Raw genomic sequence first — 16,232 nt, forward strand, 5'->3', positions numbered from 1 at the left:
TCCGCAAAACCCGAAACCGGAACCGCGGTGTCTCGATTACTCGTCGGCTTCGTCGTCGCCGGTGTCGAGGAGGTCGTTCTCCTCGAGGTGGGACTCGATCTTGTCGTGGTCGAACTGCTCGAAGGATTCGGTCTCGGCGTCGACCGTTGCGAGGCCGACTTCGCTCGGAAGCAGCGAGCCGTCGTTGACCGACGCGAGTGCGTCGAGTGCGAGTGCGATCCCGCCATCGAGGTCCGATTCCTCGTCGTAGTTCTCCTCTAAGTACTCCTGAAGTTCGCCCCGGTCGGCTCCGACAGCGAGTGCTTTCCACTCGTAGGGCGTCCCCGAGGGGTCGGTCTCGAACAGTCGTGGTTCGCCGTTCTCGACGCCACCGACGATCAGCGCGACACCGAACGGGCGTGCGCCGCCGACTTGGGTGTACTGCTGGATGTGGTCGGTGACTTCCTTGGTGAGCGTCTCGACGCCGATCGGCTCGCCGTATCGCAGCTGGTTGACCTGCGTCTGACGGCGAGCGAAGTCGATCAGCTGGCGAGCGTCAGCCACGTGGCCGGCGCTTGCGATGCCGATGTGGTTGTCAGCTTTGTGAATCTTCTCGACACTCGAGTCCTCGAGCAGCTCGGAGGGGACTCGTTTGTCGACGGCCAGCACGACGCCGTCCGGCGTTCGAACGCCGATACTTGCTGTTCCTCGTTTGACCGCCTCGCGAGCGTACTCGACCTGGTAGAGTCGGCCGTCGGGCGAGAAGATCGTGATGCCTCGGTCGTACGCCTGCTGTTGGGCTTGTCCCTGCATAGTATCACGCTAAATCGTAATCGAGGTCTGTCGCGCCCGCAAACGCCTCATCGAGTCGCACGTCTGCAACGCATTCCCGCAGGACGGCGACTCGCTCTTCGTTCCCGAACACGACGTTTCTCTCTTCAGAATCTTGCCCGCGGCGTCCTAAATAGTTTTCTTCAGCGGCACGGATCGTGCCACTGATACCGCAGACGTAGATTCCGACGGGAGCGCCGTCTATCTCGTCGATACAGGACAGCGCTGCACGGGCCGGTTCGGTCTCGCCGCGGCGGACCCGAACGATCGCCTCGCCGGTTTTGCCGGTAAACTCGAACCTGATGACCGTCATATCGGCGCGAGCGCTCCCCGGATCGCCCAGTAAGTTCTGGGCTGCATACCAGCACTCGCGCTGGAAGTCACGGCGACTGATCGACGTGTCGGGCCAGCTCTCGAGTTCGACGGCCAGATACCGCCAGCGCGGCTGGAGATGTTTCGGGAGGTGTTTCATCGGTTCGCACTCTCACCTGCGGCTTCGACTGCAGTCGGCGGTCGCTCTGCGACCAGCACGCCGACCTGATCGTGGACGCGTTCGACGGCCGTCAGCGAAAAGCCCGCGTCGGTAAGGGCGTCGGCGAGCGTTCCCACAGTCGCCGGATCGTCGACATCCGGCGAGTAAAACGGCTCGTCGGGATCTGCCTCGCCGAAGAACATCACGTCCCCGAGGACGAATCGTCGCGGCTCGAGGGCGGCGATCACGTCGATCGCCTCGCGCTTTTCCTCGTCCGAGAGGTGGTGTAGCGCGAAGTTCGAGGTGACGATATCGACCGGACCGTCGTAGTTGGGTTCCCGGAACGTGCCGTAGTCGAACTCGACGTTCTCGAGTCCCTCCTCGTCGGCTTTCCGCTCGGCTTCCGCGAGCATCCCTTCGCTGATGTCGCGGCCGACGACGCGCGCTGCGTCGGGAGCGAGTGCGAGTGCGATCGCTCCCGTCCCCGTCGCGAGGTCGAGAACGACGTCCCCGTGAGCGGATCGAGTGCGGTCTCGAGGCGGCTCCGGCGACTCGGTGTCGTTGACCTCGGGTGTGGCGTGTTCGACGACCAGATTCGCACAGGCGCGGTACTCGTCAGATTTGTCGTCGTCGTACTCGCCGGCGAGGTCGTCGAACCGGGCGGCGTGTTCGTCAAGACTCTTCTTCATATCTCCCCCGTTCGACACCCGGCTCAATGAACGACTCGGACTGCACGTGGCGGTTGCGCTCGGCGAGTCGTCCCCACTCAGTCATCCCGTCCGTAATAAACTCGCTCGAGAAGCCGAGTTGCTCGCCCAGCGCGCACAGTTCTCGCGGCCCACGTAACTCGAGGTGGGAGGTCGGATCGGCGCTGACGACGTATGGGGCGTCGTAGTAGTCGACGATCTCTTTGAGTTTGCGAAGCGACTGGATGACCCGGACTCGCTGGCCGCCGCTCTTGCGAAGCACGCCCGAGAGATTGAACTCGAGTCGAACGCCGTTCTCGACGGCGGCTTTGACGAGCACGTGGTTGATGTCGCCGCGGTCGGTCATCGGATGGGCCAGCACGTCGAGTTTCTCGGTTTCGACGGCAAACCTGTTCAACGCGTTTGTTCCGCCGTGAAGCGCCAGAATCGTCTGCGAGGAGCGATAGTTTCCCACCGAGCCGCCGGCCTCCTGTGGGTCGGTGGCGCGGATCTCGAGGCCGGAGACGACGTCGATCCCGTACGTCTCGCTGATCTGCTCGGCATCGTACGCCGCGCGTGAGTCCGTGTGGTTGCGCACGACCACGCCCTCGAAGCCGTAGTCGGCCGCCGTCTTTGCGTATCTGGCGACCGTGCTCTGTCCGTCGGGGTGGGCGTGAACGGCCTCGTACATACTCGAGTCGTCTCACGGCGTCGACTTGGGGTTTGCGCCATGCGACGGCGAAAACAGAAACCTAGAACAGGAGAACACAAGCGGTCGGGATCGAATCGAGACGGTTTCCAACACCGTGTCAAGAGCGCGAGCGATCGTCAGTTGAGAATCGACTGGGCGACCGTCGCGAGCTGGCCGTTGTCGGCCTCACGGAGTCGGTCGTCGCCGATCTTCAGGCGCAGGCGTGGTCGGCCGACGTCGATCGGCACCTTCTCGGTGTCGATCAGGCCCATGTCCTCGAGTTTGGTCTTCGTCCGGGAGAACGTCGCTTTGGAGGCGATGCCGACGTCTTCGCCCCATTTGCTGATATCATAGAGCAGCGCCTCGTTCTTGGCGGCGACCAGCAGCGAGATCGTCACCTCATCGAGGCCGTCGCCATCACCGCGGGCGGTCTCGAGCGAGTTAAGAATCGCCGTGAAGTCCGCCTCGGCGTCGGCGCTGATCTCCTCGGAGAGCGTCTCACGGACGTCCGTAATCGGCGGGGTCCGGAGGTTGAACTGCGACGCGTCGGCCCAGCGGGCTGCGTAGGTGTCGTACGTGTCCTCGACGAAACTCTCGTCGTCGGTGATGAGGCCGCCAACGCGGTCGCCAGCGTGAACGATCGCGATGACGCGCTCTTCGGTGATCAACAACGAGTTCTCGGGTGCTTCCTCGAGCGTTCGCAGGCCGAGTGCGTCGTCGCTGATGAGGTCGGCGGCGTTCGAGGCGACGATGAAGTCGTCCATGACGTCTTTGAGCGTTCGCTCGTCGGCAAGCATCTTCACCGATGGTCGCTCGCCGTCGAACGCAGTCGCAACGGATACGAACTGTTCAATCGCGTCTGCAGACGGATTGACCATGTAGACGTCCCCGGACGCCTCCTCGAGAACTGACTCGAGGATATCGTCAATCTGATGGTTGAGTAAATTCGAGGTCATCTCTGTACAGAAGTAAACGATTGCGACCCACTTAATTTTGTTGGCCGTTTTCGAGCTACAACTTGAACTCTGGCGATGCTACCGGTAGTTTTTGTCACGTCACCCATCGATTCTTTCGTATCGTTTCAGGATTCTTTGCGAGTTCGATAGCAATAGTATCCGCGGTGCTATCTGAATTGAACGTCGTCACTCGACTGTGTCGTCCGACCCGCCGGCGCTCGGGTCGGGCTACGGTCCTCTGTACTCAGACACCTGAAGCAGGAAGTCGAACTCGAGTAGTGGGTATCCAACGAGCGAGAACACCTCTCCGAACACGGTTCCAACCTCGAGCAGCACTGTAGGGTCCATGTATTTAGACGTTCTTTATCTTTCTATTTAAATTATTGTGTGGTGGAAAAATAATACAATTGACGTGTCAACCATCCCCTCGAGGAAGAGAGCAACCGCTGACCGAGGTCACGGCGCCGAAACCGCAAAAAGCGTGGTTCGCCGCGTTAGGCGAGGAACTCTTCGATGTGGTCGGCGACCTCCTCAGGTGTGTCGCCGACGGGGACGCCCGCGTCGTTCAGGGCGTTGATCTTGCTTTCTGCAGTGCCGGTTCCGGAGCCGGAGACGATCGCACCAGCGTGGCCCATGCGTTTGCCTGGCGGTGCGGTACGGCCGGCGATGAAGCCGGCGACCGGCGTGTCGACGTTCTCGTCGATGAACGCGGCGGCTTCCTCTTCGTCCTCGCCACCGATCTCACCGCACATGACGATCGCGTCGGTGTCGTCGTCGTTCTCGAACAGCTCGAGGGCGTCGACGAAGTCGGTGCCGATGATCGGGTCGCCACCGATACCGATGGCGGTCGTCTGGCCGATGCCGCGGTTGGTCAGATTGTCGACGACCTGATAAGTCAGCGTCCCCGAGCGGGAGACGAGACCGACGTTCCCTTCCGAGAAGATGTTCCCGGGGAGAATGCCGAGTTTGGCCTCGCCGGGCGTGATGAGGCCGGGACAGTTCGGACCGATGAGCCGGGTGTCGGTCTCGGAGAGGCGCTTGTTGACTCGCGCCATGTCCTGGGTCGGAATGCCTTCCGTAATCGCGACTGCGAGGTCGAGATCCGAGTCGAGCGACTCGAAAACGGCGTCACCGGCGAACGCTGGCGGGACGAAGATCACGGACGTGTCGGCGTTCTCCTCCTCGACGGCCTGGTGGACTGTATCGTACACCGGCACACCGTTGACTTCCTGACCGCCTTTGCCGGGGACTGCACCGGCAACGACGTTGGTGCCGTACTCCATCATCTGTTCGGCGTGGAACTTGCCTTCCCCGCCGGTGATGCCCTGTACCACGACGCGCGTGTCGTCGTCGACTAGAACGCTCATTATTCGTTCACCTCCCCAGCGTACTCGACGGCACGCTGTACCGCATCCTCGAGGGTCTGTTCGACCGTCACGAGGTCTTCGTTCAGAATCTCCATGCCTTCCTCCCAGTTGGTGCCAGCGAGACGGACGACGACTGGCTTAGGAATCTCGTCGAACTGCTCGAGTGCTTCGTTGATCCCCTTGGCGACTTCGTCACCGCGGGTGATGCCGCCGAAGATGTTGAAGACGACGCTGTCGACGTTGTCGTCCGAGAACACCATATCGAGCGCGTTCGCGATTCGGTCGGCTTTCGCACCGCCACCGACGTCGAGGAAGTTCGCCGGCTCGCCGCCGTAGTAGTCGACGAGGTCGAGTGTCGTCATCACGAGACCGGCACCGTTGCCGATGATCCCCGTGTTGCCCTCGAGACGGACGTAGTCGAAACCGTACTCGTCGGCCTTCTGCTCGAGTTCGTCGCCAGTGCTGGCGGCTTCGGCTTCCATCTCGGCGAGTTCGGGCTGTCGGAACAGCGCGTCTTCGTCGATGTTCATCACGGCGTCGGCCGCGATGACGTCGTCGTCTGCCGTGACCATCAGCGGGTTGATCTCGGCGTCGGAGCCGTCACGGTCCTCCCAGAGTTCGTACAGCGTCATGAGGACGCTCGAGACGTCACGTGCGACGGCCTTGTCGACACCCGCGTCGTAGACGGCCTTGCGGGCCTGGTATGGGTGCATCCCGAAGGAGGGGTCGATGTGTTCTTTCGCGATGGCGTCGGGGTCTTCCTCGGCGACCTCTTCGATGTTGACGCCACCCTTGGTCGAGACCATCGCGACGGGTTTGCCCTCGCCACGGTCCATCGTGATCCCGACGTAGAGTTCGTCGGTGAAGTCGACTGCGCCCTCGACGAGTACGCTGCCGACGTGGTAGCCTTTGAGATCCATCCCCAGAATCTCGTCGGCTGCCTCGCGGGCTTCGTCCTCGTCGTCGACGAGTTTGATCCCGCCGGCCTTGCCGCGGCCACCGACCTGTACCTGTGCTTTGATCGCGACTGGATACCCGATCTCCTCGGCCGCGGCGACGACGCCGTCGACGTCAGAGGCGAGTTGAGAGGCCGGCGTTGGGATGCCGGCGTCGGCGAAGACTTGCTTCGCCTGATACTCGTGTAGTTTCATAACCATTCGAACGGCCGTTCCCGCGTTGCTTAAATCCTGTTAGTTTCACTCGCGGTGATCGCTCTCTTGATTCGTGGTCTCGACACTGCAACCGGCGGTTGCTGCCGTTTTAGCACACTTCAGTTGACGAAAAACAACTCGATTTCAAATAAATCTGCAACCCCTGTTTCCTGACAGCTCGTGTGCTATCGTAGCCACTGACCGTCACTGCACATCCCATCGCACGGCGGCTGTGTGATCAGTATCAGCTGTTACTCTCTCTTCTCGAGACTCGAGTGGAACCACCCCCGGCTGCTGTACGTCGGCGTGGCTTCGGCCACCGTCCCTGAACGAAGAACCCGTGATACGCTACGCTACCGCAACAGTTGACTCCGGGCAGCGATAATCCACCACTGAGCGAACGGCCATCGGGAGTGGCCCAGCCTACAGACATGCTCGTCACCGTCGTCACCGGCCGGAGGCCGACCTGACGTGACCACACCGACTGCAGTTCACCACAGCCAAGGGTGGTACGCGTCGCTACAGCGCGTCCTGCGGCTGTTGGTCCACAGCAACCTCTTCATTTCGCTGGCGACGATGAGCGTCCTCGTCACGACGGTCATCCTTGCCGACCTCCCGCTCGAGGCTCTGCCGGTGTTTATCGTCTTCGCGGCCACGCTGTTCGTCTACACCGTCAACCGATTCACCGACCTCGAGGAAGACGAAGCCAACGTGCCAGAGCGGGCGGCGTTTACCAGACGGTACGGCTGGCTCCTGTTGGTGGTCGGTGTCGGGCTCTACGTCGCCGCCATCGCGGGCGCGGTCATCGTGGGGCTCGAGGGCGCGGTCTACCTGCTGTTGCCGCTCGCCGTTGCCCTGCTGTACTCCGTCGGCGGCGTCAAACAGCTCTTTCTCGTCAAAAACCTCGTCGTGGGCTTCGCCTGGGGGGCGATCCCGCTGGGGGCTGGGTACTACTACAGCCAGCTCTGGACGCTCGAAATCCTCGTACTCACGGGCTACGTGACTGCGATGATCACCATCGCGGCGGTGATCTTCGACATCAAGGACATCGAAGGCGACCGCGCGGAGGGGATCGCAACCGTGCCGAACAGACTCGGCTCGGCGGCGACGCGCTCCTATTCGCAGCTCGCCAACGTCGCCGTCGCCGTGGTCGTCGTCGCGCTCGTCGTTGCGACTTCACTCTCGAGTTCGTTTCTCTCCGTGCTCGCGATGAACACCTACGTCGCGTGTTATATTCCGTTTGCGACACCCGAGCGCGGGCCGCTGTACTACGGCTTCGTCGTCGACGGCGAGCACGTGTTTCTTGCCGCCGTCGTCGTCGCCCTCGAGTGGCTGGTCTGGTGAAACGACACGGGCAACGAGTGCACCGTCTTGCAGCGCTTGTCATGCGGAGACTATCAGATAACCGTACTGTGGAATCAGACGTAAGGTACTCGACTGAATGAAATAGCTCTCTACATAGTAAAATATACTAGAAAATGTAAGATATAAATATTTGATAAATTATATAAAACCTCACTTACCTGTTTCTGTTATGAATAGACGACGACTGCTAGCGACACTTGGAGCCGTTCCGACGATCGCTATCGCGGGTTGTACGAGTAGTACCGACGCCGACGAAGCCGAGGGCGACGATACCGACGATGAAAGCGACGACGACAGTACCGACGACACCACCGAAGGGGACAGTGAGCCGTCGTTGGACGACTTCGAGTTCCCGGAGCACGCGAGTCGGACCGAGATCGACGCGGTCACCTTCGCTGACGCCCACATCGAGACGATCTACGACACTGGCTCAGCTACCGTCTCGAGCAGTCGTGGGCGCGAGTTCGAACGCCATTCGGACGAAGAGCAAACCGAGTCACGAATATCGACGGACGGGGTTCATGCGACTCGAGACACAGACCGCTACGAAGAACAGGTCTGGACACTTCACGGCGAGTCTAGCGGGCTGTTCCGTCGTGAGGGCGGCTTCCGAGAGGAGTATCAGATTACATCGGACGCACCGAGCACGAGTGACTTCCTCGAGGAACGCACCATCGAACAGTTCGTCTCGGGGTTCGAATTCGGCGAAGCGACGGCGGTAGTCGACGTCGACGGCACGCTCACTGCCCAGTACGACGTGACGTCTATCGCCGACTCGAACGCACTTGAGCGATTGGTTCACTCCGAGTCCGTCGATGAGGCAACGGGATCACTGTTCATCACCGAAGACGGCATTGTGAGACGATTCAGGTACGACATCGAGTATCAATTCCCCCAAGAATCGGGGCGAGAAACGGCCGAAATAACGTATCACGGCGTCGGGGACACAACGGCGACAGAACCGAACTGGGCGAACACTGCCCGTTCAGAGGGACGGCAGTTTACGCCGAGCAAAACCGACGACGGCTATCTCGAACTCGAATTCGTCAACGGCGCTCCGATCCCCGCAGGTTCGGATGTCAGTGTTAATATCAGGGCTGGAAACGACCACCTGCGGCTACCGGAAGAATTGACAGTCGGCGACCGGATCGTCGTCGCAGTCGACGGCGAGAGTCTGTCGGCCGCCATAAACGAGACACCAGCATCATCGAGCAACATCGATGCTCGATACGCCCATCTCAGCATCCGAAATGACGGCTTCCCGATCTACGAAGGATCGATTCCCCTGTGATGCCGTGGATAGCTGCGATCAGAGGTAGCCGATCGCAGCTGATCAGTCCCGATCCGTCTCGCTCCAATCGCAGTCCTGACATTTCCAACCCGTGATAAACTCGGTCACGGAGGGCATGTAGCCAACTGTCAGGACGTTGCCCTCGCAATCGGGACAGTCCCTGTCGGCGTCTTGGATCGCTTCGGTTTCCATGACGGAGTCGCCCTCGATGAGTTCCGCGAGTTTCTTGCCCGTGACCATTCGCCCTTGCACGACGCGATTCTCGCTCATACTCGAGTCGTTGGCTCGGCGTTCCTAAGCGCTTCCGGTCACCGCAGTGGCCTGCCGGCTCGAGGCGCCTGATTTCGGTGCACTCGAGCGATTCGGACCCAGCCTCGAGCCGCCGACGAACTGAATCGAAAATCGGACGATTTAACCTCACGAGGGGGCAATGACCGATTGCGTGCGAGGGTAGCCAAGCGGCCAACGGCGGCGGACTCAAGATCCGCTCGTGTAGACGTTCGTGGGTTCGATTCCCTCCCCTCGCACTGTCACACAGTGCGGCAAGAGCAGTATCTTGCCCTCGCAAACTTCTGAGACGACCCATATCGGAGAGCGACAGCGCCGTCGATCCGCTGTCACGACCGCCAGTTGCAATTGCGTATCGAACAGTTATCTCCCGGGCCGTAGAACAGAGATTCGCATGTCCCCGGAATCAGAGAGTGACGAGGACGTAGACGCTGAAGAGGCCGAAAGCGACGAAGAGGAATCGGGACGCGAACTCGAGTACGAACGCTATCTCGCTCGTGAGGAGGTGGTCGACCACCTCGAGTCGTTCCTCGAGGGGTTTGACGACGGCGAGACCGTCACGATCTCCTTTGGCGATGAGACCGTCGAGTTCGACGCCCCGCCACACATGCAGTTCGAAGTGGAGTACGAGGAACACGGAGACCAACGCGAACTCGAGTTCGAACTCGAGTGGCGCGTCCAGGACGAAGACTTCGAGATTGGGGCCGAGTAAGCCAACCACGACGGAAGCCGCGGCCTGCTCGAGCGCACATCGAGACCGTGTTGAAGTCCAACCCCTTTTGGGATAGGCCCGCCGACGGGAGACAATGAGCGAACGCGAAGACGAGTCTCGGCGAGCGGGCGTCGCGCTCCGTGCGGCGACCGCGGGGGCGGACGTCGCGGCGGCGTCGTTTCGAACGGACCTCGAGGTCGAACGAAAGGACGCGAAGACGGACGTCGTCACGCAGGTCGATCGGAACGCCCAGACGCGGGTAATCGAGGTCCTCGAGGACGCGTTTCCGTCGGACCCGATCGTCGGCGAGGAAGCGGACGCGTTGAAACGGGTTCCCGAAACGGGACCGGCCTGGATCGTCGACCCCATCGACGGGACGAACAACTACGTCAGCGGGACTCGCGCGTTCGGGACGGTCGTCGCCGCGGTCCGCGACGGCGAACCGGTCGCTGCGGCGACGGTCTGTCCAGCGCTGGGGGATACGTACCGCGTCGGTCCCGACGGTGCGTTTCGTAACGACGAGCCGCTTTCAGTGAGCGACTGCAGCGATCCGGAGGCTGCGACCGTCTGTCCGACGTTCTGGTGGGATTTCGACCACCGCGAGGAGTACGCCGCGGCGACGCGGGCCATCGTCGAACGCTTTGGCGATATGCGCCGCTTTGGCTGTGCCCAACTCGAGTTGGCGATGGTCGCGTCGGGTGCACTCGAGGGGACGATGACGAACCTGCGGACGAACCCGTGGGACACCGTCGCTGGCGTCCAGTTGGTGCGGGAAGCCGGCGGAACCGTCACTGATCTCGAGGGGAACCGCTGGCGACACGACAGTACGGGGGTCGTGGCTTCGAACGGCGATCTTCACGACGAGCTGTGTGCTGCCACACGGACGATCGAAAGAACGATCTAAACCGGTCGGCACGCCTTTCACGAACTGTCGAAAACCGGAAACGGTAAGCGCCCACCCCAACGGATATCGGTCATGGACGAGTTTATCGAACGGTACGGCCCTGAGCGGGTATGGGCCGCGACCGTTGTCCTCCTCGCTGTTGGGGTCACACTCGCTGCCTGGGTGTTTCCACAGCGCGTGTACGTCGACATCATCTGGCAGTATTTCTGGGGGCCAGTGGTCGCCGACGCACATGGCTGGAGCTGTATCGCGTGGGCGGGCGGTGAACAGATACACTGCAATGAGGCGACTGGCGACTTCGGGCCAACCGCTGCGCCGGGGTACACTGCCATCTCCTACGCCGGCTACATCCCGACGCTCATCCTGATGGCGATCGGGATCCTGTTTGTGCTTCGCCGCCTCGAGATCGGTAGCTTCCGCGGGGGCTTTTTCGCACTGTTCCCGTTCATGCTCTTCGGTGGGACGCTCCGAACGGTCGAGGACGCGAACGTGGCTACCTACCGCGAGACGGGCGAACTCGCCATTCAGCTGCCGTGGTCTGGGTTCCTGATCAGTCCGTTGATCTACTTTACAGTGGCGCTCATTGCGCTTGTCGCGCTCGTTGGCGCCGTCTCTCTCGAGCGCAACGGTTCCGTCTCGAGGTACGAGTATCCACTCTTCGGGATCGGCGCGGCCGTCCTCGCCGTAACGCTTGGCTGGCTTGGCTATCTCGCCGCAACGACGGCGTACGTCTCGTTTTACCCTTCGATCCCGGCGATCGTCCTCACCGCCGCGACCGTCTCGACTGCACTCGTCTGGTGGGGTATCACGCGGTTTGCACCCGAACTAAATCGGGGGACGGAGACCATGGGTATCGTCGTCATCTGGGCCCATGCAGTCGATGGCTTTGCAAACCAGCTCATGCTGGATTGGTCGCACGTCTGGGGACTCAGCTACGCCCCAAAACATCCGGTCAACGACGCGATCGTCACGTACACTGGCTCTATCGTCCCTGCCAGCATTACCAGCGTCATCGGTGAGGCCTGGCCGTTCGCGCTGTTGAAGCTCGCTGCCCCCGTCTTCATCATCTGGATCTTCAACGAGGAGATCTTCGACGAGAACCCGCGCTTTGCGATCTTGATGATGATCACGGTCGTCGCCGTCGGTCTCGGACCCGGAACCCGTGACATGCTTCGGGCGACGTTCGGTATCTGACGACGAAACGGGAACCGAATCGAGCACCGGCCCGCCGTGCGATGAGGGGGTCGGTGACGACCGGGCTCACCGTGACTCGAGGGTATGGCAACTGTAGACACTGTTTTATCTGCTCTCTGCGGGCAAACGAACCAGTTAAGGGGTGGGTGCCACATCGCCAACTATGTGTGACTGTATGCTCGATCAGACGCAACTCTCGGTTTCGGGCGACGGTGTTCCGAACCGGGCCTCGAGTGCCAGCGGATGAGTTCGAGCAATCGTTTATTAAACACTGATGATAACACAATGATACAGATCGACTTATTGCGTTTCGACGGCCGAGTACGGAGGCGAGGACAATGACCGGGGGCGACGAAGAACTCGCCAAGGACCTCGGACTCGTCTCCGCGCTCGCGATCGGGATCGGGACGATGGTCGGTGCGGGGATCTTCGTGCTGCCCGGCATCGCTGCACAGCAAGCAGGTCCGGTGGTCGTTATCTCGTTTATTATCGGTGGCCTAATCGCCATGATAAACGCGATCACGGTGAGCGAACTCGGTACGGCGATGCCGAAAGCCGGCGGCGCGTACTACTACATCAATCGCGCGCTCGGTCCCCTGTTCGGTTCGATCTCGGGGATGGGCGACTGGATCGGCCTCGCCTTCGCGAGTGCGTTTTATGCCATCGGCTTCGGTGGATATCTCGCTGACCTGCTCGATGGCGTCGTCGTCCCGGTCCCCGGACTCGGGGAACTCGCATTGCTCCCGACGATTGTGCTTGGACCGATCGTTCTCACTGACATTCAGATCGGAGCTATCGTTGCCGGGGCCGTGTTCGTCGGGGTCAACTACATGGGTGCAAAAGAGACCGGTGGCATCCAGACTGCTATCGTCACGCTCTTGCTCGGCATCCTCACGATCTTCGCCATCGTCGGCTTCTTCTCGTTCGACTGGGGCACCGTCACCGTTGATGGCAGCTACACGCCCGAGGGAACGGCGGCGATCCTCCCCGGTGCAGCGCTCGTGTTCGTCTCCTATCTCGGCTATGCGAAAATCGCGACGATCGGTGAGGAACTCAAAAACCCCGGCCGAAACCTCCCGATCGCGATCATCGGCAGCGTCGGCATCGTGATGGTCATCTACACGATTCTCGTCGGCCTCCTGATGGGACTGATCCCCCACGAGGAGTTCTTCCTCGAGGAAGTCGAGAACGCACCGATGTCGTACGCCGCCCAGATCGTCTTCGACTACCAGTTTGCGGTTGCTGGACTGGAGTTCTCGATTCTCGGGGTTGGGGTGACCTCGATTACGCTTGCCGCGTTGCTTGCAACGGCCTCGAGTGCGAACGCCTCGATTCTCGCGTCGGCCCGGATCAACTTCGCGATGGGCCGTGACAAGATCGTCACGCCGAAACTCAACGAGATCCACCCGCGGTTCGCGACGCCGTACCGATCGATCGCCGTCACTGGGGGGATGATAATCGTCTTCATTATCGGCCTCGGGGAGACCGTCGAAATCCTCTCGAGTGCAGCGAGTGTGCTCCACCTCGTCGTCTATGGGCTGATCAACGCCTCGCTGATCGTCTTCCGCGAGACGAACCCGCCGGAGTACGACCCGGACTTCGAGGTTCCGTTCTACCCGTTCACGCCGATTGCCGGCTTCGTCCTCTCGCTCGGACTGATCTACTTCATGGACCCGCTCGCGATCGCGATCAGTGCGGTGTTCGTCATCTTCGCCATCGTCTGGTACTTCGTGTACGCACGAACGAAGACCGACCGCGAGGGGATCCTGAGCAACTACATCCTCTCTCGACCCGAAGAGATGCCCGACGCCGCCGTCTCCGCAGCAAACGTCGCTAAACCGACCGAGGAGAGCGACTACACCGTGGTCGTCCCGGTCTCGAACCCACGAACGGAGTCGACGTTGCTGTCGCTGGCAAGCGTGCTCGCGAAAGCCAACGGCGGCAGGGTCAAAGCCGTCCACATCGTCGAAGTTCCCGACCAGACGCCGCTGCGGGAAGGCTCCGAACACATTCGCCGAATCGACGAAGAATCGCAGCGATTGATGAATCAGGTCCGTGAGAGTACGGAAACGCTCGACGTTCCCGTCGACGTTCGGACCGTCGTCTCCCACCGCTCGTTCGAAGAGGTGTTCAACGTGGCTCGCCGCGAAGAGGCCGACACCGTCGTTATGGGCTGGGGGCCCGGCCGACCGTGGAGTGCAGGCCGTGCAGAACGCCCGCTCGACGAGTTGACTCACGACCTTCCGTGTGACTTCCTCGTGCTCAACGACCGCGGCCTCGAGCCTGATCGCGTGCTGGTCCCGACCGCTGGTGGGCCGGACTCCGAACTCAGCGCCGAGGTTGCCAGATACATGCGCGATCAACTCGGCTCCGAGATCACGCTCTTACACGTCGTCGACGAGGGCGACCAAGCGGAGGGGGAGGCGTTCCTCTCCGAGTGGGCAGCCGATCGCAACCTCGAGGACGCGACGCTTCGGATCGACACGTCGGTCGATGTCGAGGACGCGATCGCGACGGCGGCTCGAGAACACTCACTGATCATCATCGGTGCCACGGAACGCGGACTCCTCTCGCGTCTGCTTCGTGGATCGCTCGCCTACGACGTCGTCAACGAGGTCGAGTGTTCGGTGCTGTTAGCCGAGCGTCCGACGAAACGCTCGCTCTGGGATCGACTCTTTGGCAAGCGGTTCGACGACGAGTAACGACGTCGATCCGCTCTCCGTTCGGCGACTGTATTTCACGGCGGTTTCGAGACCAGCACGCGATCGGGCTCGAGCGCTGCGTGGCTTTCGTGATAGGATGGGGTCTTGGCAGTGTCGATGGCTCACAACACCGAGGAGACCTCGTCGAGGACAGCTGCGTCGATAAAGAGGACGACGTGATCGCCGGCCTGTGGCACCGTCGTTCCGCGGGGTGTGATGAGTTCGCCCCCTCGAGAGATCGCCCCGATGACGACACAGTCGGGAAGATCACGCATCGACTCCTCGATCTTTCGACCCGTGAGGGCGCTTTCGTGGCCCAGTTCGATCTCGATGACTTCGGCACGGTCGTGTTCTAACATCGCGATCTTCTCGGTCTGGTCGGTTCGGGTGAAACGGACGATCTCCTCGGCTGTCTCCTCGCGTGGGTTGATCGCGACGTCGATCCCGACGGTCTCGAAGAGGTCCGTGTATTCGGTGTTCTCGATGATCGCGACCGTCCGATCAACGCCGACCCGGCGGGCGAGCAGCGAAACGAGCAGGTTCTTCTCGTCGCTGTCGAGGGCGGCGACGACGATATCCGCTTCATCGATATGCTCGCGGGAGAGAAACTCCGTGTCCGTCGCATCGCTTTCCATGACGAACGTGTGGGGAAGCGCCTCAGCGATCTCGCGAGCGCGGTCGTGATCCCGTTCGACCAGTCGCGGCTCGAATCCGTGGGCTTCGAACTCGCGGGCGGCCTGAAAGCCGATCTCGCTGCCCCCGACGATCACCACGTCGTCCGCACTCGAGGTCGTATCACAGACGGTCGCCATCGCGAACTCCTTGACCGAACTGGGGCTGCCGATGACGACGATCCGGTCGCTGGCCTGAAAGACGGTTTCGCCCTTGGCGACGATCATCTCGTCGTCCCGGAAGACGCCGGCGAACGTCATCGAATCGTACTTGTCGGCGTCCCTGACGCGGTTTCCGATCAAGGGACTTTCAGACCCGATCTCGAACTCGGCCATCCTGACGAGCCCGCCGGCGAACATCTCGACGTCCTGCGCCCGCGGGAAGCCGGAAATCCGGAACACCGTCTGAGCGACCAGCAGATCGGTACAGACCATGAAATCCACGCCGAAGGCTCCCTCGGAGCCCTCCCACGTGTTCAACAGCGTGCGGCGGCGGACGCGTGCGATGGTGAACGCATCGGTCGCGGTTTTTACCGTCCCACAGATGACGATGTTCGTTTCGTCGCTTTCGGTACACGCGATGATCAGATCTGCCTTCTCGAGACCTGCGTCCCGAAGCGTCTCGAGTTCCGTCCCGTCGCCCTGTACCGAGAGCACGTCGAACGAGTAGGTGATCTCTTCGGCGAGTTCCGGATCGCGCTCGATGACGGCGACGTCGTGTGATCCCTCGAGATTCGACGCGATCGATCGACCGACCTCGCCTGCACCGACAATCAATACGTACATTGTTATTCCGCCCTCCGAGAGGACATACTTTCATGAGGGTTTCAGCGGCAGGGCGAAAGGCGTTACGACCAGCGAGCGCTGGACGCGGTCGCGTGTCTCGGAGACGACGCCACACCTGCCGTCTGTCGCCGGTTTCGAGAACGCATATACGAGCCCGGCCACCAAGGGATACGTATGACAGATAAC

At 61.3% G+C, this 16,232-nt stretch carries 15 protein-coding genes and 1 tRNA gene; 7 read left to right on the top strand and 9 right to left on the bottom strand.

Annotated elements, in window-relative coordinates:
• Positions 1-36: 36 nt before the first annotated feature.
• The 7 genes from psmA to sucC form a co-directional block, all read right to left on the bottom strand.
• A complete protein-coding gene (psmA, locus tag C495_RS15410; protein WP_008164537.1) occupies positions 37-792 on the bottom strand; it encodes an archaeal proteasome endopeptidase complex subunit alpha in 756 nt (251 codons plus the stop codon).
• Between the two features lie 4 nt (positions 793-796).
• Complete coding sequence (locus C495_RS15415; RefSeq protein WP_008164538.1) at positions 797-1,282, bottom strand: Rpp14/Pop5 family protein; 486 nt, start codon at positions 1,280-1,282, stop codon at positions 797-799.
• Positions 1,279-1,971 (bottom strand): class I SAM-dependent methyltransferase, encoded by a 693-nt coding sequence (locus C495_RS15420; protein WP_008164540.1) that lies wholly within the window; start codon positions 1,969-1,971, stop codon positions 1,279-1,281. Before C495_RS15420 ends, C495_RS15415 begins: the two co-directional genes overlap by 4 nt.
• A complete protein-coding gene (locus C495_RS15425) occupies positions 1,955-2,659 on the bottom strand; it encodes an RNase P subunit p30 family protein (RefSeq protein ID WP_008164541.1) in 705 nt (234 codons plus the stop codon). Before C495_RS15425 ends, C495_RS15420 begins: the two co-directional genes overlap by 17 nt.
• A 137-nt stretch (positions 2,660-2,796) precedes the next feature.
• Positions 2,797-3,615: a transcriptional regulator TbsP gene (tbsP, locus tag C495_RS15430; RefSeq protein WP_008164542.1), complete on the bottom strand. Its 819-nt coding sequence runs from the start codon at positions 3,613-3,615 to the stop codon at positions 2,797-2,799.
• Positions 3,616-4,109: 494 nt separating this feature from the next.
• Positions 4,110-4,982 carry a succinate--CoA ligase subunit alpha gene (gene sucD, locus C495_RS15435; protein ID WP_008164543.1) on the bottom strand — a complete coding sequence of 291 codons (873 nt, stop codon included), beginning with the start codon at positions 4,980-4,982 and terminating at the stop codon, positions 4,110-4,112.
• A complete protein-coding gene (sucC, locus tag C495_RS15440) occupies positions 4,982-6,133 on the bottom strand; it encodes an ADP-forming succinate--CoA ligase subunit beta (protein WP_008164544.1) in 1,152 nt (383 codons plus the stop codon). The genes sucD and sucC overlap by 1 nt, the downstream gene beginning before the upstream one ends.
• Before the next feature lie 471 nt (positions 6,134-6,604).
• On the opposite strand from sucC, the gene C495_RS15445 reads away from it, so the two are divergent.
• A complete protein-coding gene (locus C495_RS15445; RefSeq protein WP_008164545.1) occupies positions 6,605-7,477 on the top strand; it encodes a UbiA family prenyltransferase in 873 nt (290 codons plus the stop codon).
• A gap of 190 nt (positions 7,478-7,667) precedes the next feature.
• The gene (locus tag C495_RS15450) at positions 7,668-8,789 is read left to right on the top strand and encodes a DUF7537 family lipoprotein (RefSeq protein ID WP_008164547.1); all 1,122 of its coding nucleotides are present in this window, start codon (positions 7,668-7,670) and stop codon (positions 8,787-8,789) included.
• A 42-nt stretch (positions 8,790-8,831) separates the two neighbouring features.
• Here the strand turns inward: C495_RS15450 and C495_RS15455 are convergent, their stop codons facing one another.
• Positions 8,832-9,059 (bottom strand): DUF5795 family protein, encoded by a 228-nt coding sequence (locus C495_RS15455; protein ID WP_008164549.1) that lies wholly within the window; start codon positions 9,057-9,059, stop codon positions 8,832-8,834.
• 174 nt (positions 9,060-9,233) lie between these two features.
• On the opposite strand from C495_RS15455, the gene C495_RS15460 reads away from it, so the two are divergent.
• The 5 genes from C495_RS15460 to C495_RS15480 all read left to right on the top strand — a co-directional run bounded on the left by C495_RS15460 (position 9,234) and on the right by C495_RS15480 (position 14,589).
• A tRNA-Leu gene (locus C495_RS15460) sits at positions 9,234-9,316 on the top strand.
• A gap of 155 nt (positions 9,317-9,471) precedes the next feature.
• Positions 9,472-9,789 (top strand): amphi-Trp domain-containing protein, encoded by a 318-nt coding sequence (locus C495_RS15465; protein WP_008164551.1) that lies wholly within the window; start codon positions 9,472-9,474, stop codon positions 9,787-9,789.
• Positions 9,790-9,883: 94 nt separating this feature from the next.
• The gene (locus tag C495_RS15470; RefSeq protein ID WP_008164553.1) at positions 9,884-10,693 is read left to right on the top strand and encodes an inositol monophosphatase family protein; all 810 of its coding nucleotides are present in this window, start codon (positions 9,884-9,886) and stop codon (positions 10,691-10,693) included.
• A gap of 72 nt (positions 10,694-10,765) precedes the next feature.
• A complete protein-coding gene (locus tag C495_RS15475; RefSeq protein ID WP_008164554.1) occupies positions 10,766-11,887 on the top strand; it encodes a DUF63 family protein in 1,122 nt (373 codons plus the stop codon).
• 338 nt (positions 11,888-12,225) lie between these two features.
• Positions 12,226-14,589 (top strand): amino acid permease, encoded by a 2,364-nt coding sequence (locus C495_RS15480; RefSeq protein WP_008164555.1) that lies wholly within the window; start codon positions 12,226-12,228, stop codon positions 14,587-14,589.
• Positions 14,590-14,711: 122 nt separating this feature from the next.
• Here the strand turns inward: C495_RS15480 and trkA are convergent, their stop codons facing one another.
• Entirely contained in the window at positions 14,712-16,046 is a 1,335-nt protein-coding gene (gene trkA, locus C495_RS15485; protein WP_008164556.1) for a Trk system potassium transporter TrkA, read from the bottom strand.
• Positions 16,047-16,232: the final 186 nt, after the last annotated feature.

The organism is Natronorubrum sulfidifaciens JCM 14089 (assembly GCF_000337735.1).
GTDB lineage: Archaea > Halobacteriota > Halobacteria > Halobacteriales > Natrialbaceae > Natronorubrum > Natronorubrum sulfidifaciens.